The sequence below is a fragment of the Candidatus Aminicenantes bacterium genome, from assembly GCA_026393855.1.
In the GTDB taxonomy this organism is placed as follows: domain Bacteria; phylum Acidobacteriota; class Aminicenantia; order Aminicenantales; family UBA4085; genus UBA4085.
Genome location: JAPKZJ010000113.1, coordinates 1 through 24,801 on the forward strand (window position 1 = coordinate 1; position 24,801 = coordinate 24,801).

The window sequence follows — 24,801 nt, forward strand, 5'->3', positions numbered from 1 at the left end:
TTCGCCTTCGAAAGCCTGCTGGCTATTTTCCTCTTGAACCGGCCCTTCTGGTTCGATCGGCCCTTGATGGCGCTTCATCTCCTGTCCTGGCTCTTCCTCTTCGTATCGCTGGGCTTGGCCGGCTTCGGCGCCCGCCAGCTCTTTCGGGGTGGAAAGCCCGAGGGCCAGCTCGAGAACACGACCCGGCTGGTAACGACGGGACTCTTCGGGCTGATCCGGCATCCCCTCTATGCCTCGCTTTTCTATCTCGGACTGGGAATCTGGCTGAAGGCCGTCACACCGGCTACGACCGCCCTGGTTGTTCTAGATGCGGCCGCCGTCTTCCTGACGGCGCGGATCGAAGAGGGCGAGATGAAGGCCCGCTTCGGCGCCGAGTATGGAGACTATATAAAGAAGACGAGGCGGTTCGTTCCCTTCATCTTTTAACCGCGCATCCGCAAGGCCTCGTCGAGCATGGCCAGGTAATTGCGGACGGGCACATAGCTGGGGATGGAATTGCCCGAACCGACGGCGTAGCGGCCGCGAGGTCCGCATCTTTCGATCAGCTCGCGCGTCCGGCGTCGGACATCGTCCTCCGTCCCTCCGGCCAGGATGTTCAGGTCCACGCCGCCCAAAGTGGCGGTTCGTCCGCCCCAGCGGGCTTGAAACTCTTCGGCCGGCAGGATGACATCCTCGAAGGAATGCTTGCCGTCGATGCCGACCGTATCGATGAGGTCCGGCAGGATCGCGGCCAGGTTGCCGCAGGAGTGGAGAAAGTAGGGCCGCCCTTTGGCGTGGGCCAGGGCCGCGAACCGGGCATGCCAGGGCAGGACGAATTCGCGTAAATCGGCGGGAGAAACGAGGGGGCCGGTCTTGAAGCCCATGTCGTCGCCCGGGAAGATCGCGACGAGGCCAGGCAGGTCCAAAAGATGCTTATAGAACCGAAGCATTAAGCCGCCGATCCGGTCGGCCACGGCTCGGACCAAGGCGCGGTCGTCGGCCAGCGCGAAGGCCAGGCCTTCCAGCGAGAGCAGCCACGAGAGATGCTCGAAGACGCCGCCGGCATGACAGGCCATAAGGCCCAGGCCGTCCGGGAGCCGGGAGGCCAGATGCTCGTAAGGGAAAAAGTCGAAATTCTCGACGCGGGGCCAGGGGAAGCGCTCGAAGTCGTCACGGTTGCGGATGAGGCCGCCGTGCTCGTCGGCCCAACCCCGGCGGCCGGTCGCGGTCGTGGCGTCGTCGGCCTGCAAAAGGGGCTCGGCGAAGCCGAAGCCTGTCTCGAAGCGGACGAAGTCGTAGCCGAGACGCCGCCACAGCTCGATCTGATTGTCGAGGTAGGCGGCTTGCGAGGCCCGGTCCAAGCCGAAATCCGCCCAAGCCCGGCCGAGAAGCCCGGTCAGGATCGGGCGCTGTACGGAGGCATCGACGAGATACTCGACGAGGGGAGGCCGCGCCCCCGACGCTCGCCCCATCAGGATGTCGATGCAGCCGGACGCGTCCGGCGACGGCGAGGCCACGGGCAGTTGCGGAAAGCCGATCATGCCAGAACCTCCGGCGCGATCGGCCGCAGGTTAAACTCCGAAGCCATGCTGCGGCCGTAGGCGCCGGCGCCCAGGATCGCCAGAAGCTCGCCGGCTCGCGGGGGCACGAGCAGGTGGTCCTTGCCGAAGACGTCGCCCGTCTCGCAGAGATGGCCGGCCACCGTGACCGGTTGTCTCCTTCCCGCCGGCCGGGCGGCGTTGACGATTTGATGGAAGGCTTGGCCATAGATGGCCGTTCGCGGCAGAGTGTTGAACGTCCCGGCATCGACGCAGGCGAATAGATTGCCGTAGCTTCGCTTGAGATAGTTGACCCGGACAAGAAGCACGCCGGCGTCGGCGACCAAAAACTTGCCCGGCTCGACGACGAGGGCGGAGAGGCCCGGCAAGGCCCGGGCGACGGAGCGGCCGACGACGTGAGCGTAGCGCTCGAGCGGGAAGACCTTCTGATCCTCCGCGTAACGGGGGCCGAAACCGCCGCCGAAGTCGAGAAACTCCAAGCCGAATCCCGACCGGACGACGGTGCGGGACATATCGATCATCCGCTCGACGGCTTGGAGGACGGTCGGGTAATCCTCGGCCGTCCAGCCCGAGCCGAGGTGTTGGTGCAGGCCGACCGGAGTGAAGCCCGCCGCCGCCGCGGCCTCGAAAGCCTCGAGGACCCGGCTTTCCTCGACCCCAAACTTGATCGGGGTTCCGTCGCCCGAGCGCGCTCCGGCGGTAATGACCTTGGGGTTGAATCCGCTGCCGATGCCGGGGTTCCAGCGGACCGAGACGCGGATATCCCGCTTCGGGAATTCCCGGCGGCGGACGGCCGCCATGGCGGCGATCTGCTCGACCGCATCTATGGCGACGGTCAAACCGGGCCGGCCGAAGACGCTGCGGAAATCGGCCGGGCCGAGGCTGGTCCCCGTGAACAGGACTCGGGAGGCGGGAAAGCCGGCCCGCCGGGCGGCCTCGACTTCGCGGGGCGACACGGCGTCGATCCAGGCGGCCTCCTCCCGGAGCAGGCCGAGGATGCCGGGACATGGGTTGGCTTTCACGGCGTAGGCGACCCGCAGCTCCCGGCTCCAGGCCCCGTCGAAGGCGGCCCGCAGGCGGGCCAGGTTGGCCCGGACCCGCCGGCCGCTATAGACAAACACCGGGGTGCCGTTTTCCGCGGCCCAAGCCTCGGGCGAGCGCCCGGCGACGCGCAGGCGTCCGGCCGCGATCTTCAAGCCTTCATGTTCCCACCAGGCCATTCGGCCCTTCCTTTCCCGGCTCGTCGACGCTTCCGGCCAAGCCGTCGAATAGATTTTTTTGGCCGGCTTTAATCCGGCGGACGATCTCCTCCAGAAGGGGATACTGGCGGAGCAGGCCGTCCGGCACTTCCAGTTTCCGCCCCGTCGTCATGTTCTTGATCTGCAGGGCGTTGGCCAGGGCCTGCCCGCGGTAATGGTTATTGGTGATGACGAAGACGCTCTGGCTGGACGAAGCCAGCTCCTTGATCCGGCCGACCCATTCGGACAGCTCGTCTTTGGCGTAAAGGTAATCATAGCGCGCATCACGGCCGGCGCCGGGCCGGAACCAATCCTTGGCGTTGCGGCCGTGCAGACGGACATACGAAAAATTCGGGTTCGTAACCACGGCCGTAGGGCCGAGCGAACGGCCGACGAGCGGCTGATCGATGTTGACGAAGGCAGCTTGATGCCCGGCGAGCAGGGCATAGGTCCGGGGATCGTCCCAAGCCGCCTGGCGCACTTCCACGGCCAAGGTGTATTCGGCGAACATCCGCAGCAGGGTTACGAGGTAATCGCGGTTCGGCTCGTCGAAGCCAAAGGACCAGGGGAATTGGATAAGCAGGGCGGCCAGTCGTCCGGCGGCCGCGAGAGGCTCGATCCCGCGCTTGAAGGCGTCGGCGGCCGCACTGTCGAGTGGACGCTTCCGTTCATGGCTGAAAGCTTGGTGCAGCTTGACGGCGAACAGGAACTCCGGGAAAGCCGCGACCCGGCGGACCCAGGAAGCAGCCATGGCGGCCGCGGCCGGCCGGTAGAACGTGCTGTTGATCTCGACGCAATCGATGAAGCGGGCCAGGAATTCCAAGGGGTGGAAGTCGCGGCCATGCGGCGAGGGGTAGACGATTCCGTCCCAGTCCTCGTAGCTCCAGCCGGCCGTCCCGATCCGGATGCGGGTCATGGGCTCTATTGTAGGGGATTCGCCGTTCCGAGCCAATCCCGGCCCGGAACCCTTGTCAAGCGGCCGCAATCCGGGAATAATAACCGGGCCATGACCAATCGGGAATACGCCGCCTCCGTTGAACGGGCGGACGAGCGGATTCGCAACGGCATCCTCCGCACCCCGCTCGAATTTGCGCCGGGGTTGAGCCGGGCGGCCGAGGCCCGCGTCTTCATCAAGTGGGAATGCGATCAGCAGACCGGCTCCTTCAAGCTGCGGGGCGCTCTGAACGCGCTCCGATCGTTGACCGCGGCCGAGCGCGGACGCGGCGTGCTGTCCGCCTCCACCGGAAACCACGGGCTGGCCATGCTCCACGCCGCCGGTTTGGAAAAGATCCGCCTAACGCTCTTCGTCCCGTTGACCATCGCCGCCGTCAAGCGCGACAAGCTGAGGGCGGCCGGAGCCGATCTCGTCATCGCCGGAGCGACCTGCGAACAGTCCGAGATCATGGCCCGGGCCGAGGCGGCTCGGTCGGGCCGGGTTTATGTATCGCCCTATAACGACGCCCGGGTCGTGGCCGGGCAGGGTACCGTGGGCCTGGAGATCGGGGCCGCGCTTCCGGACCTCGGTGATGTCCTGGTCCCGGTGGGAGGCGGAGGACTGGCGGCCGGGATCGGCGCGGCGCTTGCGGCGCGCTTGCCGATGGTCCGGGTTTGGGGTGTGGAACCGGCGCATTCGGCCTTCATGGCGGCCTCGCTGACCGCCGGACGCCTGGTCGAGATCGCCGAAAAGCCGACTCTGGCCGATGCCGTCGCTGGCGGCATCGAGCCGGGTTCGATCACTTTCGACCTCTGCCGGAGATGCCTGAGCGGGATCATCACGGTGTCCGAGCGGACTTTGCGGGCCGCCCGCCTCTGCATGGAAAGGCTCCACGGACGGCCCGTGGAAGGCGCCGGAGCGTTGGCCCTGGCTGGGCTGCGCACCCGTCTTGATGTCTTCCGCGGCCGGACGGTGGTTCTCGTCGTCAGCGGGCGCAATGCGCCGCCGGCCGCCGCCGGGTTGCCGCGGCGATCCGTTTCGAATAAGATGAAGCAGGATTGATGCGGTGCGAGTGATAAGTCCTCTCAAACGCAGGCGGGCTTTTATCCTGCTCGCCGCAGCGTTCTTTCTTCCCGCCTGCCCGCGGCCCGGCAAAACCGTCTATACGATCGGCATCCTCCAGCTTCTCGAATCTCCGACCGCCCGCGAAATCCGGCGGGGGATCGTCAAGGCCCTGGAGGATTACGGCCTGCGCAACGGGGCCAATATCCGGCTCGACGTCCGCGATGGGCTGGGCGACCTGTCCGAGGTTCAGCGGATTGCGCGCGACTTCGTTACGGACCGGATGGACCTGATCATCGCCGTCACGACGCCTTGCCTTCAGGCCGCCCTGATCGCAGCCCCCAAGACTCCGATCGTCTTCACCTCGGTGGCCAACCCATACCTGACCAGGGCCGGAACGGCAGCGGCCAATCACTTGGACAATGTCACCGGCGTCGCCTCGACCGGCCCAATCCGGCAGACGCTGGTCTTCGTCAAGGAGGTCCTGCCGTCGGTCCGGAGAGTGGGGACGCTGTGGACACCTTCCGAGCTCAACTCCGAGTATTATCTCGGTCTGTTGCGATCGGCCGCGGACGAGCTGGGGCTGGAGATCGTGACCGTACCCGTGGCCAACCCGAACGAGGTGCTGCTGGCCTCGCAGGTTCTGATCAACAAGCGGGTCGATGCCATCTACCAGATCTCCGACAATACGGTCAACGCCTCCTTCGAGGCGCTGGGCCAGGCCGCGGTCGAGGCGGGACTTCCGCTTTTCGGCGGCTTCCTTTTATCCACCCGATCGGGAGCCTGCGCGGCCATGGGCTGGGATTTCTTCGACATGGGCTACAAGACCGGCTCGCTGGCGGTCCGGATCAAGAACGGCGAGAAGCCCGCCGGCATTCCTTTCCTGTCCATGAGCAACGTCCATCTCTCGCTCAACCCGGCGGCTGCCGCCCGGCAGGGCATCCGGTTCACGGAGGCCGTGCGGAAACGAGCCGCCGAGATCGTGGCCGAGGACCTTCCGGCGGGGAAGACGAACGGTGAATCGGCGGATGGGAGCGCGATCCGCCTGCCGGGCGCCCGCTAGGGGGCGAGCAGGCTGCGGCCGCGACCCGGGCGGACCGAGCGGCGAATCGCCCGTCCGGTCTCGCAAATCGCTTCGGCGCAAGCCTCGGCGAGCTCCCGGCCGAGGGCCAAATGGGCCAAGATCGAAGCCGAGAGAAAGCACCCCGTCCCATGCGCGTTGCGATTCAGCCGGGGATGAGGGAAGCGGCGGACCCGCGAACCGTCGAAGAGGACATCGATAGCGGCCCCTGGTAAATGCCCCCCCTTGATCAGGCAGGCGCAACTCCAGTCTTCGGCAAGAGACCGCGCCGCCTCCTCCATCGCTTCGGGCGTCGCCACCGGGTGTCCGGTCAGCCAGGAGGCTTCCGCGAGATTGGGCGTCAGCAAAGTGAGCCGGCCGCTGAGGGCGGCGGTGAAGCGGGCCCGGGAAATGCGGCCGGCGAGTAGGGCGCCCGACGTGGCGCGGAGAATCGGATCGACAACCCGCGGAATCGAAGGGTGAAGCGCCAGTCCGCGCGCGATCTCGGCCAAGCCGGCGGGGGACCCGGCCATCCCGATTTTGATGCCGGCGGGCGGCAGATCGGCCCGCAGCGCATCCCACTGGCGGCGGATGAAGGCGGGAGGGACGGGCCGAACGGCGAAAACGGAAGCCGAGTCCTGGGCCGTCAAGGCCGTCAGGACGGCCGCGCCGCGAAAGCCCAGACTGCGAAAGACGGCCAGGTCCAATAAAACGCCGGCTCCCCCCGAGGGATCGAAGCCGGCGACGCTGTAGAGGGTTTTGATCATACCTCCTCATGGTAAGGTCCGGCGGGAAGGAAATCAAGCTTGGCCTCAGCCCATGCGTCGGCGGCTGTGATAAAATCGAAATGTGAATACGGTCCGGGCCCGCATTTTCGTCTTCGGCCGGGTGCATGGGGTATGGTATCGCGGCTTCACCGAGCGGCGGGCCGAAGACCTGGGCCTCGTCGGCTGGGTGCGCAACTTGGCCGATGGAACCGTTGAAGTTCTGGCCGAAGGGCCGAGGCCCGCGATTAAAGCGTTGCTCGGGCTGCTCGGGCAGGGGCCGCCGGGCGCCCGAGTCGACCGCGTCGAGACCGAGTGGGGGGAGGCAACCGGGGAGTTCGATCGCTTCCGGATTCAGCCGACGGTTTATTGAGGCTTGCCGGTTCGGCGCCCGGCCAGGAACTTGGTCCGGCATTCGGGTGAGCAGAAATAATGCTCCCGGCCGTCGGATGTCTCCCGCAGGGCGTTCTCCTTCGGCAAGTAGGTCTGGCAGATCTCGTCCTTGACCATCATCCCGCTCAAGCGGGGCTTGGCCGACGGCCGGGCTTTCCGCCGCGATGCGCCGGTCAGCAGTCGGTAGACCGACCAGACCAAATATGCGGTGAAGGCGTAATAGACGAGACGGAACAGGCCGCGGATGAACATCGATCGGATCAGAACTGGTAGTTGTACTTGGCCCAGAGGTCCCGCTCGAGCTTGCGGTAGGCGGCCACGGCGTCCTCGGCCGTCTTGACCGAGAAGGCGGTCAGCAGCGCCCGCGCCCCGGCCGGGTCCGTCTTCCAGAGGGCCGCCGCGTCCGCTTCAATCTTGGCCTGGGCGGCGAAGGCCTGGTCCTCGATCGGGCGCCAGACTTTCTCGATTTCGGGCCGCATTTCCTGCCAGCGGAAATTGGCCAGCTTGCTGACGGTCCGGAAAGCCCACCAGGCGCTGTCGTCGCGCCAGCCCCAGCGCCCGTCGACCATGTAAGAGGCCGGCATCCGGGTGATGCCGCAATAGAAGGGTGTGTGCGGTGTGGTCGCCGGATTGTCGTAGCCGAGCCAGACGACCCCGCCGATCGGATCCGGCAGCCAGCCCCGCGACTGGGTGATCTGCAAATACGTCGCGGCCGGCGAACAGATGGTCCGCTCGCGGATGGTTTTGAGCAGCTCGCGAAGATCGTTGTTGAGGAACGGGCCCGCGACCGGGCTCTTGACGGTTTCGCCCTTGCGATTCACGGCGAGAATCGAGCGGGTCATGTCGAAAGGCGTCCCGTCATAGGCATCGCGAAAGATGGCCAGCACGTCCGCAACCGAGACCTTTTTTTCGGGCTTGACGGAGAATGGATAGTTCTCGGCGTTGGGGTCGAGCTTGAGCGCAGGCGCCAGCAGGCTCAAGACCCGCCATTCGCGGCGTCGGCTGCCCAAGCTGGTCCGGCCGCCGGGGTTATAGGCATAGGTGAAGTCGAAGGGCTCGCCGGACTTGGGGTCCCACCAGCCGCGGGTTGCGGCGGGGACGGTCAGGCTGTCGGAGGCCATGAACATGTCCTTGGCCTTGAGGTCGATCCGGCGGATGCGTCCGGCGTTGGCCGAGACCCCGATCTGGTCGTCCGGAATCCGCTGGGCGGCCCAGACCGCTCCGATCTGGTCCTTGCCGGGGCCGTAGATCTCGAAGTGCCAGACTTCCTTGGGGTCGGCGAAGGTGAAGCACTCGCCGTAGTCGTTGTAGCCGTAGGCCTTGGTCAGGGCGTCGATGATCCTGATCGCTTCGCGGGCGGTGGAGGCCCGCTCCAGGGCCAGGCGGTAGAGCTCCGGCGCGTCAAGGATGCCTTTCTGGCTGACCAGCTCGATCCGGCCCCCGATGGTCGTCTCGCCGATGGCCAGCTGCCGATCGTTCATGATGGGGTAGGCCGTGTCCAGGAAGCCGTTGGTCTCGGGGACCTGCGGGATCTCGCCCGTCTCCAGCCGATCGGGATCGTCGGGCCGTTTGCTCCGCTTGGGTTCGTAATAGACCTTGGCCTTGGCGCCGGGGGCGTGGGTCCGGCGCGGGACGATGGCCATCCAGGTGCGATCGGTGGTGCTGTCGCAGGAATGCGACGTCATCGTGGCTCCGTCGACCGACGCCAGGCGGCCGACCAGGATGCTCGTGCAGCCGTCGAATCGGCCTGCAGCGAGCGAGGCGTCCTCCGCCGTCAACAGCGCGACCGCTCCGGCCGCGGCGACGAGCAGGGCCAACAAGGCGGGCAGAATCTTGCGCAGCTTCATGTCAATATCCTCCATGGGCTTCCAGCATGGCCATCCGCCGGGCGAAGGCCCGCGCTTCCTCCAGATCGACGGCATCCGGATGGGTAGCGGCGGACGGCGCCATTTCGGCCCACTCCTGATGTTCGGGAGACCGCCCCAGCGCTTCCAAGGCCTGTACGGACAGGCGTCCCCGGCAGGCGTACGTTCCCAGGACCTTGGCCTGCGAGGCGAGCACAACGGCGTATTCGATCGCCTCGCGAGACAGGATATGGCCGGGCAGAGAGCCGTGGGTGGAGAAGAGCGCAATCTTCTTCCCGGCCGGAATCTTTTTCAGGAAGACTTCAGCGGCATAGGGGACCGAGTGCATCTGAACGGGGAATCCGACGAAGATCAGATCGTAGGCGTCGAGTCCATTGGCCGCCTCCATCGGGCGGATTTCCTTGGGCTCGGCCAGGGCTTCGAAGACGGCCAGGGCGACGGAGCGGGTGTTGCCGGAGCGGCTGAGATAAGTAACTAGCGTCGTACTCATGGCGACTATTCTTCCATAGACCCGGGAAAAATTCTAGTTGCCCGCTTCGGGCAAGCCTAGCCGGACCTTCGTGCCCCGGCCGGGCAGGCTTTCGAGATGGATAGTCCCGCCGTGATCTTCGACGATCTTCTTGGTGATCGGCAGGCCCAAGCCCGTGCCGACATCCTTGGTCGAGAAATAGGGCTCAAAAATCCGTTCCAGGACTTCGGCCTCCATCCCGGCCCCCGTGTCCTCCAGCTCGACCCGGACTGTTTGGCCGGAGGTTTCGACCCGAACCCGGATCTCCCCACGGCCGCGGATGGACTCGATGGCGTTGGTCAGAAGGTTGCGCAGAGCGATCTTGAGCTTGTCCCGGTCGCCGCGGATCATGGCTTCGCCGCCGGCGTAAGCTTCGCTGATCACGATGCGCTCGGCCAGCAGCCGCCGGTAAGGTTCGACGGTTTCCCGGACCAGGTCGTCGACCCGGACCCGGTCCTTCCTGGTCACCGGCTCGCGCGACACTTCCAGGAATTCCTGGGCGATCCGGCGCAGGTTCTCGACCTCGCCGACGATATAGGAGATCGACTCCTTAAGGGCCGGGCCGATGTCTTCCCGATGATCCTCGAAGACACGCAGGATATGCTCGGCCGAAAGCTGGATGGGGGTCAAGGGATTCTTGATCTCGTGGGCCACTTTGCGGGCCATCTCGGCCCAGGCCGCCTTCTTGCCCAGGTCGGCCAGCTCCTGCTGGTGCTGCTTAAGGCTGCGGATCATGGCGTTGAAGCCGTCGACGAGCGTCTTCATCTCGTCCCGGCCTTCGTAGTCGATGGCGATCTCCAGATTGCCGAGGCTGGCTTCCCGCGTTCCGGCCAGCAGGCGGCGGACCGGTTCGACGATCCGCGTCCCGACCCCGCGGGCTATCAGCGGGACCAGGCCGAGAAGGAAGACGGCCATGAAGACCAGGAATTCGATCAGCTCCTGGGAGGCGCTGGCGATGTCGCGCCGCTCGAACGGGAACGGCAGGGCGATGGTCAGCCGGCGGCCGGCCGCTTCGTAAGGGACGGTCAGGGTGCGCAGCGAGAAGGCGCCGATCCGGGTCTCGTTGGCGATGGTCGGGTTGTTCTCGTAGCGGAGCCGAAAATAGACTTCGCCGTCGAGGATCTCCGGCAGCAGGCCGGCGTCGAAGAACTCTCGGCGGCTGGAGGCGATCAATCGCCCGTCGCGGTACAAGTTGACGTCGTTGCCGATGGTGTTCGAGATCCAGAGGACGAGATCCTCCGGCGGCAGGTCGGGGTTGATCCCCTCGGCGGGGTCGAGGAAGAGGAAGTCGTCCATGACCCCGCGGGCCATGTCGGCGTGGATCTCGGCCTTCTCGACGAACTGCTGGGTGAAAAGGCGGTTGAAGAAGGAGCGGGAGAAGGCGGCGAAGACCAGGATCGGCACCAAGGCGACGATCAGGAAGGACAGGAAGACGCGGTCCGAGAACGACCAGAAGAAGCGGCGGCCCCGGCGTCGGGCCGAGATCCAGGCCGCAGCGAGCAAAGGCAGACCGAGCCCGAGCAGGCTCAAGGCGACGGTGCGGGCCAGGTTGACGACGTGGGAGCGCCAGGTCCGGCGGGGCAGATAGACGGCGTAGGACCGCTCGTCGGAACGGAAGGCGAAGAGATCGAAGGAGCGCCCTTTGTCGTCCAGCCGGGACCAGCGGCCCGGGCCGTCGAAGGCCGCCGCCGGGATGCCCGAGGCCAGCTTGAACGGGTTGAACAGGATCCGGCCGTCTTTGTCGAAGACGGCGAAACGGATGTCGAATCCGCTTAAAGAGGGAATGGTATTGACCCGCAGAAGCTCGAAGTAGGGATTGGCCGAGTAGAGGAAGGGGAGCATATCCGGGTCGAGCGAAAGGGACAGCAGGACCCGGCCGAGGACGGCACCGTTCTCGGTCCACTCCTTGGACGCGGTCAGGAACCGGCGCTCCCGCCCCATGAACGGAACCGCGACCGGGGCTATGGTCCAGTCCGGGCCGGAAACCTGATCAGCGGCGGGCCGGAAGATCTTGGGAACGTTGAGGGAAAAGCGGTTCAGGAGGATTCCCTCGGGACCGAGAATCTCCAGGCTCGAATACCAGTTGAAGCGGGCCGGCAGCGTCCGAGCCCAGATGTCTCTGGCCAGTGTGGACGAGGCCGGCGACGAACGCAGAAAACTGCGGATGGCCTTGTCGTTCCGGTCCAGCTCCGGAATCGATTCATTCAACAGAAAGCGGGCCCAGGGCTCGAGCGATTGGACGCTGTCCTTGACGAACCGACCGGCCAGAATCCGGCTTTTTTCGGCCGCACCGTCGGCCAGGCAACCGTAAAAGAAGACGACTTGGAGCAGGATCGCAAGGGCCCATAGCGCCTTTGGCCGGGGCCGGCGTCTTCCGCCTACGGCCGCCGCCAGCGCGGCCAAGGCCAAGCCCGCCACTAAGGTCCGCGGCCAAGGGCGGGCGCCCGCGGCGATCATCAAGAGGGGCGGAAGAAAGGCCGCCGGGATGGCCGCGGCTCGGGGCAGGCGCCTGGCCAGAGGGGCCAAGCCGGCGGCTTGCACAGCGATGACGGCTGCCCAGACCAGGATCAGGCCGTTGAAGAGAAGCAGGAAATCCGGCTGCAGCGGGAACTCGAGGGGGTTGAACGACGCATTGCGCAGGACATGCCCGGTTGCCGCGTCGAAGGCGGCGAACGCAGCCGAGCCGGCCGCGATGACGGTACTCCAGGCCAGCCAGGGCGGTGAGGCTCCGGCCATAGTCGAGGGCTTCGGCGATTCGGGCTGAACGAGCGCCCAGGCGGCCAGAAGCAGAATCGAAGCCAACCACAGCGATGTGGCGAACAGATCGGCCGGGGAGCGAGTCAGGCCCAGCGCGGAGCGAAAACCGGCGCCGGCGGGTGAGAAAACAAAGGCTTCCTGGAGCAGGGACATCCGCCCGAGGGGAAGCAGGACCCCTCGCATCGCCGTGAGCGCGAAGGCGGCCGCCAAGGCCCGCCGCCATCCGATCCGGCTCCGGAAAATATCCCGGCCGATCGCTTCCAGGAGGATCAGAAGAAGGGCCAGGAAGGCGGCCAAAATCGCCGCCAGACGCAAGGCCTCGACGCGACCCGCCACGACGGCCGAGAGGGCCTGGGAGCGGATGTTTACGGTAGCGACGATGCGACCGACCGGATCACGCAGGGGAAAGAACAGCGATTGGATGCGCCCCTCCAAGCCCGGTCGGCCGATGAACTCGTCGCTGCCGCGGCGGAACAAGTCGTCATAGCGGGTCACGTCTTCGCGGAAGTCGATGTACTCGAGCCGCCCGTTGGAGCGCAGTCGGGCCGGAAGGAACTGATACTCGGCCAGGTAACGGGATTTGAACTGGGGCGTGAACGCCAGAAGGCGAAAGAGGACTGCATAGCCGCGCTCGGCCCGCCGGGCCAGCACCAAAAAAGATGAGCTCTTGGATCGGACCAGCCGGATGAATGGGCCTCCAGGCTTGACCGCCGCGGTCTCGGAGAGGATGGCTCGAAAGTCCAGGACTTGCCCGCGCCATAGATCCAGTTCGCCGTCCGGGCCGGCCAGGGCGGCCCCTTCGACCTGGGGATCGAGCTCGATTTGCCGCAAGAGATCGAAGCGGGCCGCCGGCTCCTCCGGCCAGCTTTTTTCGGCCAATCCGGTCAGCCGGGCTTGTTGGGCCTCGAGCAGGGAAGCGAACTCCGCTTTGATTTGGACGGCCGTGCGCCGCAGGCGGTCGAGCGTCCGCGGCGTCGGCCCGCCGGGCGAGAGCGGTTCGAGCAGGGAGGAGGCGCTGGCCAACAGGATAGCCGCCGCCGCCAGGACGACCGCCGCCCGGCGTCTGGGATTGGCGATCCAGGCGGGGCGGCTTCTCACACTTGCTCCGCCCGGATCTCGACGATGGCCCAGAGCGGTTTCTTCCGGCCCGGCCGCGTTTCGGGCTTGAGGCGGATGAAGACCTGGAGCGGCTTCTGGTCGCCCGTGGACCGCCGGCTGAACGACCAGCGGACTTTTAGGATGAACCCGCCGCGATCGAACGAAGGCGGCCTGCCGGGCTCGGGATAGAACTCCAGGGTGGGGTTGCCGCGGAAGATGCGCTCGAAGACCAAGGCCGCCTGTTCGCGGGTCACGAGATCGGAGAACGACAGCGGCGCCGGCAACGAGATCAAGAGCGGAGATTCGCTCGAAAAAAGCGAGGCTAGACGCCGAGCGTCATTTTCGAGGAAAGCCTGTTCGATCGTCCGCGGAACAGTCGAGTAGACCGTTAGGAAGAGCGACAGCAGGCCAAGGCCAAGGGACGACACACGCCGCCCGGAGGCTCAGGCCTTTTCTTCGGGCTTTTCGTCCTTGGCTTCCTCTTCCAGCTTCTTGGTCCGGGCCGCATCCTTGATGCTGCTGACGCCGGCGATAAGGGCGATCAGCCCGCCGAACACGAGGACCGGGGGAATGCAGCCCTTGACCAACCAGAAGAACGGGGCCCGCCAGACGAACAGCACGAGTAGGACGCCGCCGACGATCGCGGCCAAACCGCCGATGATGGCTAGGAATTTGCCCATGAGGACCTCCCTCCCAAGAATATTTTAGATTCGGCCGGGATTATACCGGAAAGAAATTCGGCGCGCAAGGCGGGTCGACCGGCGCCGCGCCTTGCGGATCGGGAAACCGATCGGATAGAATACGGCCCGACGCCGGGCTCGACCCGGCGCCGGATCGAAAGAGGCCAAGGAGACGCCATGGAGCCGCTGCTGCTCATTCCCGGCCCGAGCCCCGTCGTGCCCCGCATTCTGGAAGCCTTGGCCCGGCCGACGGTTTCCCATGTCGGCGGCGACATGGTCGCGGATACCCGGCTGGCTCTCGATAACCTGAAGAAGATCGTCTTTGGCGCCGAGGCCCAGCCTTTCATCGTAGCCGGAGCCGGAACCCTGGCCATGGAGATCGCGCTGCTCAACCTGGCCCGTCCGGACGAACGGATTCTGGTTTTGTCACAGGGCTATTTCGGCGACCGGATGGGGGAGATCTGCCGAAGCTTCGGCCTCCCTTACGATCTCGTCCAAAGCCCGTGGGGCAGCGTGATCCCGGCGGAGGAGTTGAGCCGGCGATTGGCGGCCCGGGTCTACGGGCTGGTCGTCGCGACTCACGTCGACACCGGCTCGGGCGGCTGCGTTCCGGCCCGGGATTACGCGGCGGCGGCCCGGGCGGCAGGCGTCTTGTTTATCCTCGACGGGGTTTGTGCCACCGGCGGGATCGAGGAACGGATGGATGACTGGGGCATCGACGTCGTCCTGACCGCGGCCCAAAAGTGCTTCGGGGCGCCGCCCGGCCTGGCGATCGACGTGTTCTCCAAGGCCGCGATGGCCCGTCGCGAGTCCCTGGGCGAAATCCGGGCTTATTATGCGGACATCCTTCGCTGGCTTCCGGTCATGAAGGATCCGGGCCGATATTTCTCCACCCCATGCGTCAACGAGCATCGGGCTTTCGCCGAGGCGACCCGGATCATACTGGAGGAAGGGATGGAGGCGCGCTTCCGCCGTCAGGCCAAGCTCGGGCGGGCGGTGCGGGCCGGGTTGGCTGCGTTGGGCTTCGAGATTTTCACCGGGCCCGATTGCCGGGCGGATACGCTGTCGGTCGTCCGCTATCCGGACGGACTGGATGACGCCGCTTTCCGGACGCTTTTGGCCCGGCAGGGCGTTCAAGTGGCCGGCGGCCTGGCGGCGACGGCCGGGCGGGTTTTCCGGATGGGCCATATGGGAAACCTCGCCCCGGCCCAAGTCGAATTCGCCTTCGAAGCCTTGGAGGCGACGCTGACGGGGCTCGGGCGCCGATCGGAGACGGGCGGATCGCTGGCCGCGGTCCGATCCGTCCTGGCCGGCCCGGAGAGGGGAGTCGAGGGATGAAAAGCCGCGTCTACTTCGTGCCGGCCCGGCGGGAGGACGGCCCCGAATCTCTTTCGGCCAAGGCTCGGACCGTTCTGCGAGCTACGGGTTTCCCGGAGGCCTTGGAGGCCTCGGACTTCACGGCCTTGAAGATCCATTTCGGCGAGAAAGGCAACACCGGGCATATCAAGCCGGCTTGGCTCAAGGGCGTGGCCGACGAGATCGGAGCCAAGGCGCCCCGTCTCTTCCTGACCGACACCAACACGCTCTATGTCGGGTCGCGGTCCAACTCGATCGAGCACATCCGGCTGGCTTGGGATCACGGGTTCCGCCCCGAAGTCCTCGATGTCCCGGTGATCATCGCCGACGGCCTGATCGGCCACGACTCGCGGGAGGAGAAGGGCTCGGCCGGCCGGGTCGCTTCGGGCAAGCTGGCCTCGGCCATACTTGGCGCCGACGCCATGCTTGCCCTTAGCCATGTCACAGGCCACGTCCAAACCGGCATCGGTGCCGCCATCAAGAACCTGGGCATGGGCTGCGCCTCCCGGGCCGGCAAGCTCGACCAGCACGCCGTGGCCCATCCGCGCGTCCTGGCCAAGGCCTGCCGAGATTGCGGCTTGTGTTACGATCATTGTGCGGCTTCCGCCATCGTCCGGACGACGGAGGGCCGGGCCCGCATCGACGACGCTTTGTGCGTCGGCTGCGGCGAGTGCCTCGTCGTTTGCAAGCACGGCGCCGTCAAGCCCCGCTGGGACGAGGATGTCCGCCGGGTGCAGGAGAAGGTGGCCGAATACGCCCTGCTCGTACGGCGCCATTTCGGGCCCAAGCTGGCCTGCCTGAACTATCTGCTTCAAGTCACCAAGGACTGCGACTGCATGGCCAAGAATCAGTCGGGGATCGTCGAGGACATCGGGATCTGCGCCTCGCTCGATCCCGTGGCCATCGACCGGGCCTCGGCCGATCTGGTTTTAAAGCGCACGCCGGGACGGGATCCTTTTCGCCAAGGGTATGACGTCGATTGGTCCTTCCAGATGAGTCACGGGCAGAGCATCGGTCTCGGCTCGACGGACTACGATTTGATCGAACGGACATGAGCGCCGGTCCGTCGCTCCTCTTTCCCGCCGGCCGACCGCCGTTTCGGCTTACGGCAAGCGCGGCGTCGGCGGGGCTCGCCGTCCTGGTGCTGGCGCCCCATCCCGACGATTTCGACGAAGTCGGAGTCACCCTGCGCCGCCTCCGGGGAGCCGGCGGAAAAATCCGCCTGTCCGTCCTCAGCTCGAGCGCCAACGGGGTCGAGGATGCGTTTCTCGATCGGCCGACCGACGAGGCGAAAGCCGCAGTGCGCGAGGAAGAACAGCGGCGGAGCCTTCTCTTCTTCGGCCTCGGCGAGGAGCGCTTGAGCTTTGAACGCCTGCCGACAGGCGCCGGAGGATTTCTGCGGGACGCTTCCGAGGGCCTCGACGCGGTCCGCCGCATTCTGGCGGAAGAGCCCTTCGATATCGTGATTCTTCCTCACGGCCATGACACGAACCCCGATCACGTCCTGGTCAGCGAGTGGCTCCGCCGGGCCGTCCCTCCCGGTTCCATCGCGCCGTCCGCCTGGCTGTTCCGGGATCCCAAGACCGTCGCGATGCGGCTTGATCTGGTCGTCCCTTTCGACGACGAGGAGGCGTCCTGGAAAGCCGAGCTGCTGCGCTGCCATGCCTCCCAGCAGGCCAGAAATTTGAGGCAGCGGGGATACGGCTTGGACGAACGGATCCTCCGGATCAATCGGGAGACGGCGCGGGCGGCCGGGTTGGCCGAGCCTTACGCCGAAGGGTTCGAGATCGTCGGGACGGCGGCCGAGCCGATCAGTGAAGGCGGCGCAAGCCCGGCTCGAAGAGCGTGATCGCGATCATATAGACCAGGGCCACCGACGAGGTGGCGACGACTGCGAACGGCTCTCCGAAATGGGTGGCCAGCCAGCCGATCAGGATCGCCCCCACCGGCATTGCTCCGAAGAACGATAGGGAATAGATGGCCATGACCCGGCCGCGGAATCGGGGATCCGTCAGGGTCTGGACGGAGGCGTTGGCCAGGTTGAAGACCAGGGTCAGGGCGAACCCGGCCGCGAAGAGCACCAGATAGGCCAGCAGCCGCGAACGGACGAACGAGAAGACGATCATCAGGATCGGGAAGGTCAGCCCGCCCAGCGTCAAAAGGCGGCCCCGGAACTTGAACCGGCCCAGCGACGCGATGAGCAGGGCCGAGGTCAGGGCGCCGACGCCGCGGACCGAAGTCAGGAACCCGTTTGTGGCCGGGCCGCCGTGCAGAATCTGGACGGCCCAAGCGGGGATCAGCGTCACGAAGGCGAACCCGAACAGGCTGATCATCAGGATCGTACCGATCAGGGTGCGGATCATGACGTGATTGCGGGTGTAGCGCAGGCCCTCCCGGATTTCGCTCAAGAGGGAGGATGGGCGCTCCGGCCGAACGTGGGCCGGAAGCCGCATGGCGGCCAGTGCGGCGATGACGGCGATGAAGGACAGGCCGTTGATCACGAAGCACCAGCCCGGCCCGAAGAGGGCGTAGGTGATGCCGCCGACGGCCGGACCGAGCGCGGCCGAAGTGTTGAACATGGCCGCGTTGAGGGCGATGGCGTTGGTCAGGTCCTCGGCCTCGACCAGATCGTGGACCAGGGCCTGGCGGGCCGGCGCGTCGAAGGCGTTGGCGGCTCCGAACGCGAAGGCCAGGACGATGACGTGCCAGGGCCGGACGAGGCCGCCGAAGACGAGGCCGGCCGAGATGAAGGCCAGAAGCATCATGGCGCTTTGGGTCAGGATCATCAGGCGGCGGCGGGCCATCCGGTCGGCAACACCGCCGGCGTAGAGCGTAATCAGCCAAGTCGGGATCCCCGCCGCGAACCCGACGTAGCCCAGGAAGGCCGGCGACCTGGTCAGCTCGAAGATCAGGAATCCTTGGGCCGTCGTCTGCATCCAGCTTCCGAACAGGGAGGTCAGCTGGCCGGAAAACCAAAGCCGGTAGTTGGGATAGCGCAGGGCCGTGAACGTCTTGCGCCAGCTGACGCGGCCATCGATTATGTTCCTGTCGCTTCGGCTCATGGCTTGCGGAGATTTTGTCAATCGGGAATCGTGTTGTCAAGGGTCTGGATCGGGCGTTTCGCCGCCCGGACGCGGTTTGGGTCGGGAAAAACCGGTCAAGAAGAGATCGGGGAGGTGGGATTCGAACCCACGACCCCAGCGTCCCGAACGCTGTGCGCTAACCAGGCTGCGCTACTCCCCGAAAGGAAGCGTGTATTATACCCGGCTCCGGAAAAAATGCAATCAAAATTAACCCGTTAGACTCCCCAGGCGTTGCAGTCCTCAGCCGCGAAGCAGATGAGGACTTGTCATCGCCGGCCGACCGCATAGCAGGCCACCTCGGGCGCCGCGAGGGGCGTCCACGCGCCCGCCGCTCCGCCAGCCCGGGCCCCGAGCTCGAGATGGAGCATGGCGATCCCGCAGTCGAGGCGCTTCGGATAGCGGCCCGAATCGATTCCGCCGGCGACCGATACGATGATGGCTTCCGGGCCGGTTTCGAACCGCCAGGGCTGGCGATTCGCGGCCGAGGGCGCCAAGCGCGCCGCTTCGAGGGCCTGCGTCTGCCACGGCGAGGGCGGCGTCCCGGAGGCCGTCTCGGACAATGGTTTCCGCTGGGCGGACCGGGCCAGCGCTTTGAATATACGATCCTTGGCCGTCAGCCGCTCCACCGGGCGGCCGATGGGCGTCACGGCAAAAACCTTTTCCCCGGCCTCGAGAAGAGTCTCGCGGCCGACGGACCCGGGCCGGAACATGCCGCTGACCCAACAAGTTCCCAAGCCCAGGGCGGTGGCTTCCAGGATGAAAGCTTGGCCGGTGTATCCGACCCGTTCCGCGACATAGGGGCCGTCGCCCCGGCCGATCATCGCGGCGAAAGCGGGCGCGCCGCTGATTCGGCCGTATGCCCCGATAATCCCCCGCAACACGGCGTCGGGAGGCTTCCGGATGAAGGCCACCCGCGCCTCGGGAAAAGGGCGAAAGGCGAGAGCCGCGGACTCCAGCCGGGCGGACTCGTCAGCGGTCAGAGGCGCGTCGGACCGGAAGCTGCGGCGGGAGGTCCGCTGAAAAATGGCGGGATACCAGGACGGCGACGAGAGCATGCTCCCATTATCGTCGATTTCCTCTCGCGCCGGAAGGTGGAGAATCGCGGCGGGCTTCTGTATAATGGAGTGCTTCCGATCGCCGATCGGGCGAATTCCCGAGAGAGAGACGAATATGACGACGACGCGTTGGTGGCGCCTGGACCCGCCGGCCTTGGCCGGCGAACTGAAGACGGATCTGACCGGAGGACTGACCGCGGAGGAGGCGGCGCGCCGCCTGGCTTCGCACGGCCCGAACAAACTCCAGGAAGGCAAAGGCCGGACTCCGCTCGGAATCTTTTTTGAGCAGTTCGCGGACTTCATGATCTGGGTGCTCATCGGCGCCGCTTTGGTCTCCGGATTTCTCCAGGAGTGGGTGGATGCAGCGGCTATCATCGCCATCGTCATCCTCAACGCCGTTCTCGGCTTCATCCAGGAGCATCGGGCCGAGAAGTCCCTGCAAGCCTTGCGCCGGATGGCCGCGCCGTCGGCCCGGGCCGTTCGGGACGGGATCCGTCTCGCCCTCCCGGCCGGCGACCTTGTCCCGGGCGACATCATCGAGCTTGAGGCCGGAGATCACGTTCCCGCCGACGCCCGGGTGAGCAGCCATACCGCGAACTTCGCCGTTCAGGAGGCGGGGTTGACGGGTGAATCGACGCCCGTCCCGAAGACCCTCTCGGCCTTGAAGGAGGATGATCTTCCGTTGGGCGACCGGGCCAACATGATCTTCATGGGAACCGCCGTCGTCACGGGCAAGGCCCGGGCCGTCGTCGTCGAGACCGGGATGGGGAGCGAGCTCGGCAAGATCGCCGGCATGATCCAGGACATCGAGCGCGAGACAACTCCTTTGCAGAAGCGGCTGGAGCAGTTCGGCAAGTTAATCATCTATGCCTGTTTCGTTCTGGTCGGCCTCGTCTTCGTCATGGGCCTGCTCCGCGGAGGCAAGCTTCTGGATATGTTTCTGACCGCCGTCAGCCTGGCGGTCGCCGCCATTCCGGAGGGGATGCCCGCCGTCGTCACCATCGCCTTGGCTCTGGGCGTGCAGCGCATGGTCCGCCGCCACGTCCTGATCCGCAAGCTTCCGGCGGTGGAAACCCTCGGCTGCGCCACGGTCATCTGCTCGGACAAGACAGGCACGTTGACCAAGAACGAGATGACGGTCCGGGCCGTCGTCACCGGCCGGAAGACTTACCAAGTCACCGGCGCCGGTTACGAGCCGGCCGGGGAGTTTCTCTTGGACGGCGACCGGGTGGATCCGGCGGGCGAAGCCGACTTGACGGCGGTTCTGCGCGGCGCGGTCCTTTGCAACGGAGCCGAGCTGACCGTCGTCGAAGGCCGCCACCGCATCGTGGGCGATCCGACCGAGGGCGCTCTGCTGACATGCGCGGCCAAGGCCGGCCTGACTAAAGCCGGGCTCGAGGCGGAGTCGCCGTTCTTTGAGGAGATCCCCTTCGATTCGGAGCGCAAGCGCATGACCATTCTGCGCCGGACGGGCGGCGGGGCCACCGCCTTCGTCAAGGGCGCCCCCGATGTTTTGCTCGAGCGCTGCGATTCGATCCTGGAGAACGGAAGCGCGCGGCCGCTCGGCAAAGCGGACGCGGCCGAAATCCTCAAGGCCAACACGGCCCTGTCCGAGCAGGCCCTCCGCGTCCTTGGCATCGCCCGGCGGGAATTCGCCGCCGCGCCGGACGTCGATGACGCCGATGGTATCGAATCGAGCCTGACCTTCCTCGGCCTGGCGGCCATGATCGATCCGCCCCGGGACGAAGCCCGGGAGGCGGTGGCCAAGTGCCGGGCCTCGGGCATCGCCACGGTCATGATCACCGGCGACCACAAGGCCACCGCGGTCGCCGTGGCCCGCGAGCTGGGCATGGCCACCTCCGATTCGCTGGCCCTGACGGGGGAGGAGCTCGATCGTCTGGAGGAATCGGAGTTCGAACGGCGGATCGACCACACCGTCGTCTACGCCCGCGTCGCCCCCGAGCACAAGCTGCGGGTCGTGCGGGCCTGGCGCAAGAAAGGCGCCATCGTGGCCATGACCGGCGACGGCGTCAACGACGCGCCGGCGGTCAAGGAAGCCGATATCGGCATCGCCATGGGGATAACGGGCACCGACGTCACGAAGGAAGTCTCGGACATGATCATCACCGACGACAACTTCGCCTCGATCGTGGCGGCCGTGGAAGAGGGGCGGGGGATCTACGACAACATCAAGAAATTCATCCACTACCTCTTGTCCTGCAATACCGGCGAGATCCTGGTCATGTTCACGTCCACGCTTTTGGGCTGGCCGGTGCCTTTGCTGCCGATCCAGATCCTCTGGGTCAACCTGATTACGGACGGCCTGCCGGCCCTGGCCTTGGGCATGGACCCGGTCGACCCGGCGATCATGGAGCGCCCGCCGCGCCGGGCGGACGAGCCGATCGTCGACCGCGTCCGGGCGCGCTTGATGCTGGCCCAGGGCGCATTCATAGCCCTCTGCAGCCTGCTGGCCTTCGCCTTCGTCCTCTTCGTCGAGAAGGAGGGGATCAACCGGGCCCGCACCGCGGCCCTCATCGCCCTGTCCGCCGCCCAGCTATTCCACGCCTTCAACTGCCGCAGCCAGAAGACGTCGCTGTTCAAGCTGGGCGTCTTCAGCAACCCCAAGCTGCTCATCGCCAATGGAGCCTCGCTGGTGCTGCAGTTCGCGATTATCTACATCCCCTTCACCCAGCGGATCTTCAAGGTCGAGGCGCTGGGCCTCGTCGATGTCGCGGTCCTCTTGGCCATCTCGTCCTTCCCGCTCTGGGCCATGGAAGCCCTGAAGCGGGTACGGCGCCTGCGTCCCTACCTGCCCGAGGCTTGAGGAAAAAAGAGACCGTCCGGCCATGATTCAAGTCGAGAACCTCAGCAAGCGGTACGGGAAGCAAACCCTCTTCGAGGGGATTAGCTTCAAGGTCAACCGCAAGGAGCGGGTCGGCGTCGTCGGCCGCAACGGCCACGGCAAGACGACCCTCTTCCGGATCCTGGCGGGGCAGGAGGAGCCCGACGAGGGGACCGTGGCGGTGCCGCGCAATTACCGCATCGGCTACGTCGAACAACATCTGGAGTTCAGCCGGAGCACGGTCCTCGAGGAAGCGATCGACGGGCTTCGCATCGAAGCCCGGGACCAAGTCTGGCGGGTGGAAAAGGTTCTGGCCGGGCTGGGATTTTCTTCGGCCGATCGGACCAAGTCTCCATTCGAGCTTTCGGGCGGGTTCCAAGTCCGGCTCAACTTAACTAAGGTTCTGCTGTCCGACTTCGATATGCTCCTGCTGGACGAGCCGAACAATTACCTGGACATCACTTCGATCCGCTGGCTGGAGCGCTTTCTGATCGCCTGGCCGAGCGAGCTGATGCTCATCACCCATGACCGCAGCTTCATGGATCGGGTCGTCACCCATACCCTGGCCATCCATCGCCGCCGGGTCAAGAAGATCGAAGGCGACACCGGCAAGATCTATGCCCAGATCGCCGTCGAGGAGGAGACCTACGAAAAGACCCGGATCAACGACGAGCGGAGGCGCAAGGAGATCGAGAACTTCATCGCCAGGTTCCGAGCCTCGGCCCAGCTGCAGGGCCTGGTCGAATCGCGCAAGAAGACCCTGGCTAAGATGGGCAAGAAAGACAAGCTGGAGACGATCAAAACTTTGGCTTTTGACTTCGCTTACCGCCCCTTTCACGGCAAGTATGCCCTCAACGCCGAAGAGCTGACCTTCGGGTATGAGCCGGGGCACCCCCTGATCAAGGACTTCGGGCTGTGCATCGGTGCCCGCGATCGGGTCTTTATCATCGGCCCCAACGGGCGAGGCAAAACGACCCTGCTCAAGCTCCTGGCCGGCGTCCTGAAGCCGGAGATAGGCGGCGTCACCAGCCCGGCGGCCGTGGCCCCCGGCTATTTCGAGCAGACCAACGTCCAGTCCCTGGTGCCCCAAAACACCGTCCTGGACGAGATTCAGTCAGCCGACTGCGGTGTTGAACCGGGCAAAGCCCGCTTCTTAGCCGGGCTGATGATGTTCGAAGGCGACGACGCCCTGAAAAAGATCACCGTCCTCTCGGGGGGCGAGAAAAGCCGGGTCCTGCTTGGCCGGCTTATCGCGACGCCGGTCAACCTCCTCCTCCTGGACGAGCCGACGAACCATCTGGACTTGGAGTCGAGCGACGCTCTGCTGGCCGCCATCGAGGATTTTCCGGGCGCTGTCGTCATGGTCACCCACGACGAGATGTTTCTGCATGCGCTGGCCGAGCGTCTGATCGTCTTTCAGGAAGGCGGCATCACCGTGTTCGAGGGGACTTATGAGCGCTTCCTGGATCGGGTCGGCTGGTCCGGCGAGGAGGAACGGACGAGGCCTTCGGCGGCCGCGGGTTCGGAACCGATCGGCCCGGCCATCCCGGCCCCTCTGCCGCCGAGCCGCAAGGAGGTCCGCAAGCTGCGCTCGGACGTCGTGGCCGAGAAATCCCGCGTCCTGCGGCCTCTCGAGCAGAGGATCGCGGCCTTGGAGAAGAAGGCGGAGAAGGCCGAGGCCGACCTGACCCGGATGAACAAGGAGATCGTCGAAGCTTCCCAGGCCAAGGCCGGGGCCCGCATCGGCGAACTGTCCAAGACTCTCCATAAAAGGCGGCACGACGTGGACGCCTGCCTCGAGGAGCTGGAACCCCTGCTGAGCGAGTACGAAACGAAGAAGGCCGCTTTCGACCAGCGGTTGGCCGAGCTGGAGCTTGAGGGCTGAGCCCTATTTCTTGCGGTCGCCGTACCACACGCCGGCGGCCATATAATCCTTCGGGGTGAACTCCTCGATCCAGATCCGGATCGAATCGAGCGGCGAACCGAGGGCATCCTGGACGGCTTTGGTCAGGGCCTCGAGCAGGGCTTTCTTCTGATCGTCGGTGCGGCCTTCCAACAGATGGACTTCGATGAGCGGCATGGAGTCTCCTTTCGTGCGCCCTCCGATTATCTTCGGTCGGGCGGTCGTGTCAAGCGTGGAGGGCGCTATTTCAGGGTGAAGCGGACAGTGACGGTGAAGATGACGCCGCGGGGCCGGCCGTTGATGATCATCGGCTCGTAGACCCACTGGCGCACCGCATCGATGGCCGCCTGGTCCAGCAGGGGGATGGAACGAAGCATTTTGATGGCCTGGACCCGGCCGTAGATGTCGGTTTGGGCTTCCAGGATGACGATGCCCTCGACCCGGGCCTGACGGGCGATCTCCGGATAGAGAGGCGGGACTTCCTTGACCAGCTTGGGGGCCCGGATCTCGCCGATGGCCCGAATCGGGGCTTCGACTTCTCCGACGACGCCGCCCAAGACGCCTCCGACGACGCCGCCCAGGACGCCGCCGATGACGCCGCCCTCGACACCGCCCTCAACGCCGCCCTCGATTCCGACGTCGGAGATTTGCTCTTCGGCGATCTG

23 protein-coding genes and 1 tRNA gene are annotated in these 24,801 nt (G+C 65.9%); 9 read left to right on the forward strand and 15 right to left on the reverse strand.

What is annotated here, in order from left to right; translation table 11 throughout:
- The coding region (locus NTZ26_14175; GenBank protein MCX6561647.1) for an isoprenylcysteine carboxylmethyltransferase family protein at positions 1–426 on the forward strand (426 nt) is incomplete at its 5' end.
- On the opposite strand, the gene NTZ26_14180 is transcribed toward NTZ26_14175, so the two are convergent.
- From NTZ26_14180 to NTZ26_14190, 3 genes are read right to left on the reverse strand one after another with little or no spacing between them, the layout of a single operon-like run.
- A complete protein-coding gene (locus tag NTZ26_14180) occupies positions 423–1,520 on the reverse strand; it encodes a hypothetical protein (GenBank protein MCX6561648.1) in 1,098 nt (365 codons plus the stop codon). The genes NTZ26_14175 and NTZ26_14180 overlap by 4 nt on opposite strands.
- On the reverse strand, positions 1,517–2,758 hold the full coding sequence (locus tag NTZ26_14185) for a diaminopimelate decarboxylase (protein MCX6561649.1): 1,242 nt from the start codon (positions 2,756–2,758) through the stop codon (positions 1,517–1,519). The genes NTZ26_14180 and NTZ26_14185 overlap by 4 nt, the downstream gene beginning before the upstream one ends.
- Positions 2,739–3,692 carry a DUF72 domain-containing protein gene (locus NTZ26_14190; protein MCX6561650.1) on the reverse strand — a complete coding sequence of 318 codons (954 nt, stop codon included), beginning with the start codon at positions 3,690–3,692 and terminating at the stop codon, positions 2,739–2,741. The genes NTZ26_14185 and NTZ26_14190 overlap by 20 nt, the downstream gene beginning before the upstream one ends.
- Before the next feature lie 90 nt (positions 3,693–3,782).
- Here NTZ26_14190 and NTZ26_14195 point away from each other — a divergent pair, with 90 nt between their 5' ends.
- A complete protein-coding gene (locus NTZ26_14195) occupies positions 3,783–4,772 on the forward strand; it encodes a pyridoxal-phosphate dependent enzyme (GenBank protein ID MCX6561651.1) in 990 nt (329 codons plus the stop codon).
- 4 nt (positions 4,773–4,776) lie between these two features.
- Positions 4,777–5,835, forward strand: a complete 1,059-nt coding sequence (locus NTZ26_14200; GenBank protein MCX6561652.1) for an ABC transporter substrate-binding protein — start codon at positions 4,777–4,779, stop codon at positions 5,833–5,835.
- On the opposite strand, the gene NTZ26_14205 is transcribed toward NTZ26_14200, so the two are convergent.
- Positions 5,832–6,599, reverse strand: a complete 768-nt coding sequence (locus NTZ26_14205) for a hydroxymethylpyrimidine/phosphomethylpyrimidine kinase (GenBank protein ID MCX6561653.1) — start codon at positions 6,597–6,599, stop codon at positions 5,832–5,834. The genes NTZ26_14200 and NTZ26_14205 overlap by 4 nt on opposite strands.
- A gap of 82 nt (positions 6,600–6,681) precedes the next feature.
- Between NTZ26_14205 and NTZ26_14210 the strand changes: the two genes are divergently transcribed.
- Positions 6,682–6,969 carry an acylphosphatase gene (locus NTZ26_14210; protein ID MCX6561654.1) on the forward strand — a complete coding sequence of 96 codons (288 nt, stop codon included), beginning with the start codon at positions 6,682–6,684 and terminating at the stop codon, positions 6,967–6,969.
- Here the strand turns inward: NTZ26_14210 and NTZ26_14215 are convergent.
- From NTZ26_14215 to NTZ26_14240, 6 genes are all read right to left on the reverse strand, one after another.
- Complete coding sequence (locus tag NTZ26_14215) at positions 6,963–7,241, reverse strand: TRASH domain protein (protein MCX6561655.1); 279 nt, start codon at positions 7,239–7,241, stop codon at positions 6,963–6,965. The two genes, NTZ26_14210 and NTZ26_14215, sit on opposite strands and share 7 nt — an antisense overlap.
- An 8-nt stretch (positions 7,242–7,249) precedes the next feature.
- Entirely contained in the window at positions 7,250–8,836 is a 1,587-nt protein-coding gene (locus NTZ26_14220; GenBank protein ID MCX6561656.1) for a C69 family dipeptidase, read from the reverse strand.
- A gap of 1 nt (position 8,837) precedes the next feature.
- A complete protein-coding gene (locus NTZ26_14225) occupies positions 8,838–9,344 on the reverse strand; it encodes a hypothetical protein (GenBank protein ID MCX6561657.1) in 507 nt (168 codons plus the stop codon).
- Positions 9,345–9,377: 33 nt separating this feature from the next.
- Entirely contained in the window at positions 9,378–13,217 is a 3,840-nt protein-coding gene (locus NTZ26_14230) for a HAMP domain-containing sensor histidine kinase (GenBank protein MCX6561658.1), read from the reverse strand.
- Positions 13,214–13,510: a hypothetical protein gene (locus NTZ26_14235; GenBank protein ID MCX6561659.1), complete on the reverse strand. Its 297-nt coding sequence runs from the start codon at positions 13,508–13,510 to the stop codon at positions 13,214–13,216. The genes NTZ26_14230 and NTZ26_14235 overlap by 4 nt, the downstream gene beginning before the upstream one ends.
- A gap of 150 nt (positions 13,511–13,660) precedes the next feature.
- Complete coding sequence (locus NTZ26_14240) at positions 13,661–13,897, reverse strand: hypothetical protein (GenBank protein MCX6561660.1); 237 nt, start codon at positions 13,895–13,897, stop codon at positions 13,661–13,663.
- Between the two features lie 177 nt (positions 13,898–14,074).
- Between NTZ26_14240 and NTZ26_14245 the strand changes: the two genes are divergently transcribed.
- Genes NTZ26_14245 through NTZ26_14255 form a run of 3 tightly spaced genes read left to right on the forward strand, consistent with a single transcriptional unit; the run spans position 14,075 to position 17,102 of the window.
- Positions 14,075–15,235 carry an alanine--glyoxylate aminotransferase family protein gene (locus NTZ26_14245; GenBank protein ID MCX6561661.1) on the forward strand — a complete coding sequence of 387 codons (1,161 nt, stop codon included), beginning with the start codon at positions 14,075–14,077 and terminating at the stop codon, positions 15,233–15,235.
- A complete protein-coding gene (locus NTZ26_14250) occupies positions 15,232–16,308 on the forward strand; it encodes a DUF362 domain-containing protein (GenBank protein MCX6561662.1) in 1,077 nt (358 codons plus the stop codon). Before NTZ26_14245 ends, NTZ26_14250 begins: the two co-directional genes overlap by 4 nt.
- Positions 16,305–17,102, forward strand: coding sequence for a PIG-L family deacetylase (locus NTZ26_14255; protein MCX6561663.1), 798 nt, complete (start codon positions 16,305–16,307; stop codon positions 17,100–17,102). Before NTZ26_14250 ends, NTZ26_14255 begins: the two co-directional genes overlap by 4 nt.
- Here NTZ26_14255 and NTZ26_14260 read toward each other — a convergent pair.
- The 3 genes from NTZ26_14260 to NTZ26_14270 all read right to left on the reverse strand — a co-directional run bounded on the left by NTZ26_14260 (position 17,065) and on the right by NTZ26_14270 (position 19,391).
- Positions 17,065–18,315, reverse strand: coding sequence for an MFS transporter (locus NTZ26_14260; GenBank protein ID MCX6561664.1), 1,251 nt, complete (start codon positions 18,313–18,315; stop codon positions 17,065–17,067). The genes NTZ26_14255 and NTZ26_14260 overlap by 38 nt on opposite strands.
- A 106-nt stretch (positions 18,316–18,421) precedes the next feature.
- Positions 18,422–18,496 (reverse strand) — tRNA-Pro (locus NTZ26_14265).
- Positions 18,497–18,602: 106 nt separating this feature from the next.
- A complete protein-coding gene (locus NTZ26_14270; protein ID MCX6561665.1) occupies positions 18,603–19,391 on the reverse strand; it encodes a nitroreductase family protein in 789 nt (262 codons plus the stop codon).
- A 115-nt stretch (positions 19,392–19,506) separates the two neighbouring features.
- Here NTZ26_14270 and NTZ26_14275 point away from each other — a divergent pair, with 115 nt between their 5' ends.
- On the forward strand, positions 19,507–22,215 hold the full coding sequence (locus NTZ26_14275; GenBank protein MCX6561666.1) for a calcium-translocating P-type ATPase, SERCA-type: 2,709 nt from the start codon (positions 19,507–19,509) through the stop codon (positions 22,213–22,215).
- A gap of 22 nt (positions 22,216–22,237) precedes the next feature.
- Positions 22,238–24,118: an ABC-F family ATP-binding cassette domain-containing protein gene (locus tag NTZ26_14280; protein ID MCX6561667.1), complete on the forward strand. Its 1,881-nt coding sequence runs from the start codon at positions 22,238–22,240 to the stop codon at positions 24,116–24,118.
- Between the two features lie 3 nt (positions 24,119–24,121).
- Here NTZ26_14280 and NTZ26_14285 read toward each other — a convergent pair whose 3' ends face one another.
- Together NTZ26_14285 and NTZ26_14290 are read right to left on the reverse strand one after the other, a co-directional pair.
- Positions 24,122–24,313 carry a 4-oxalocrotonate tautomerase family protein gene (locus NTZ26_14285; protein ID MCX6561668.1) on the reverse strand — a complete coding sequence of 64 codons (192 nt, stop codon included), beginning with the start codon at positions 24,311–24,313 and terminating at the stop codon, positions 24,122–24,124.
- 65 nt (positions 24,314–24,378) lie between these two features.
- Positions 24,379–24,801, reverse strand: a 423-nt coding sequence (locus NTZ26_14290; protein ID MCX6561669.1) for an energy transducer TonB, incomplete at its 5' end; no start/stop codon positions are given.

Coding starts and splice junctions, on each gene's coding strand:
- NTZ26_14180 (MCX6561648.1), bottom strand. CDS start 1,520: ATGATCGGCTTTCCGCAACTGCCCGTGGCCTCGCCGTCGCCGGACGCG.
- NTZ26_14185 (MCX6561649.1), bottom strand. CDS start 2,758: ATGGCCTGGTGGGAACATGAAGGCTTGAAGATCGCGGCCGGACGCCTG.
- NTZ26_14190 (MCX6561650.1), bottom strand. CDS start 3,692: ATGACCCGCATCCGGATCGGGACGGCCGGCTGGAGCTACGAGGACTGG.
- NTZ26_14195 (MCX6561651.1), top strand. CDS start 3,783: ATGACCAATCGGGAATACGCCGCCTCCGTTGAACGGGCGGACGAGCGG.
- NTZ26_14205 (MCX6561653.1), bottom strand. CDS start 6,599: ATGATCAAAACCCTCTACAGCGTCGCCGGCTTCGATCCCTCGGGGGGA.
- NTZ26_14215 (MCX6561655.1), bottom strand. CDS start 7,241: ATGTTCATCCGCGGCCTGTTCCGTCTCGTCTATTACGCCTTCACCGCA.
- NTZ26_14220 (MCX6561656.1), bottom strand. CDS start 8,836: ATGAAGCTGCGCAAGATTCTGCCCGCCTTGTTGGCCCTGCTCGTCGCC.
- NTZ26_14225 (MCX6561657.1), bottom strand. CDS start 9,344: ATGAGTACGACGCTAGTTACTTATCTCAGCCGCTCCGGCAACACCCGC.
- NTZ26_14240 (MCX6561660.1), bottom strand. CDS start 13,897: ATGGGCAAATTCCTAGCCATCATCGGCGGTTTGGCCGCGATCGTCGGC.
- NTZ26_14245 (MCX6561661.1), top strand. CDS start 14,075: ATGGAGCCGCTGCTGCTCATTCCCGGCCCGAGCCCCGTCGTGCCCCGC.
- NTZ26_14250 (MCX6561662.1), top strand. CDS start 15,232: ATGAAAAGCCGCGTCTACTTCGTGCCGGCCCGGCGGGAGGACGGCCCC.
- NTZ26_14255 (MCX6561663.1), top strand. CDS start 16,305: ATGAGCGCCGGTCCGTCGCTCCTCTTTCCCGCCGGCCGACCGCCGTTT.
- NTZ26_14260 (MCX6561664.1), bottom strand. CDS start 18,315: ATGAGCCGAAGCGACAGGAACATAATCGATGGCCGCGTCAGCTGGCGC.
- NTZ26_14270 (MCX6561665.1), bottom strand. CDS start 19,391: ATGCTCTCGTCGCCGTCCTGGTATCCCGCCATTTTTCAGCGGACCTCC.
- NTZ26_14275 (MCX6561666.1), top strand. CDS start 19,507: ATGACGACGACGCGTTGGTGGCGCCTGGACCCGCCGGCCTTGGCCGGC.
- NTZ26_14280 (MCX6561667.1), top strand. CDS start 22,238: ATGATTCAAGTCGAGAACCTCAGCAAGCGGTACGGGAAGCAAACCCTC.
- NTZ26_14285 (MCX6561668.1), bottom strand. CDS start 24,313: ATGCCGCTCATCGAAGTCCATCTGTTGGAAGGCCGCACCGACGATCAG.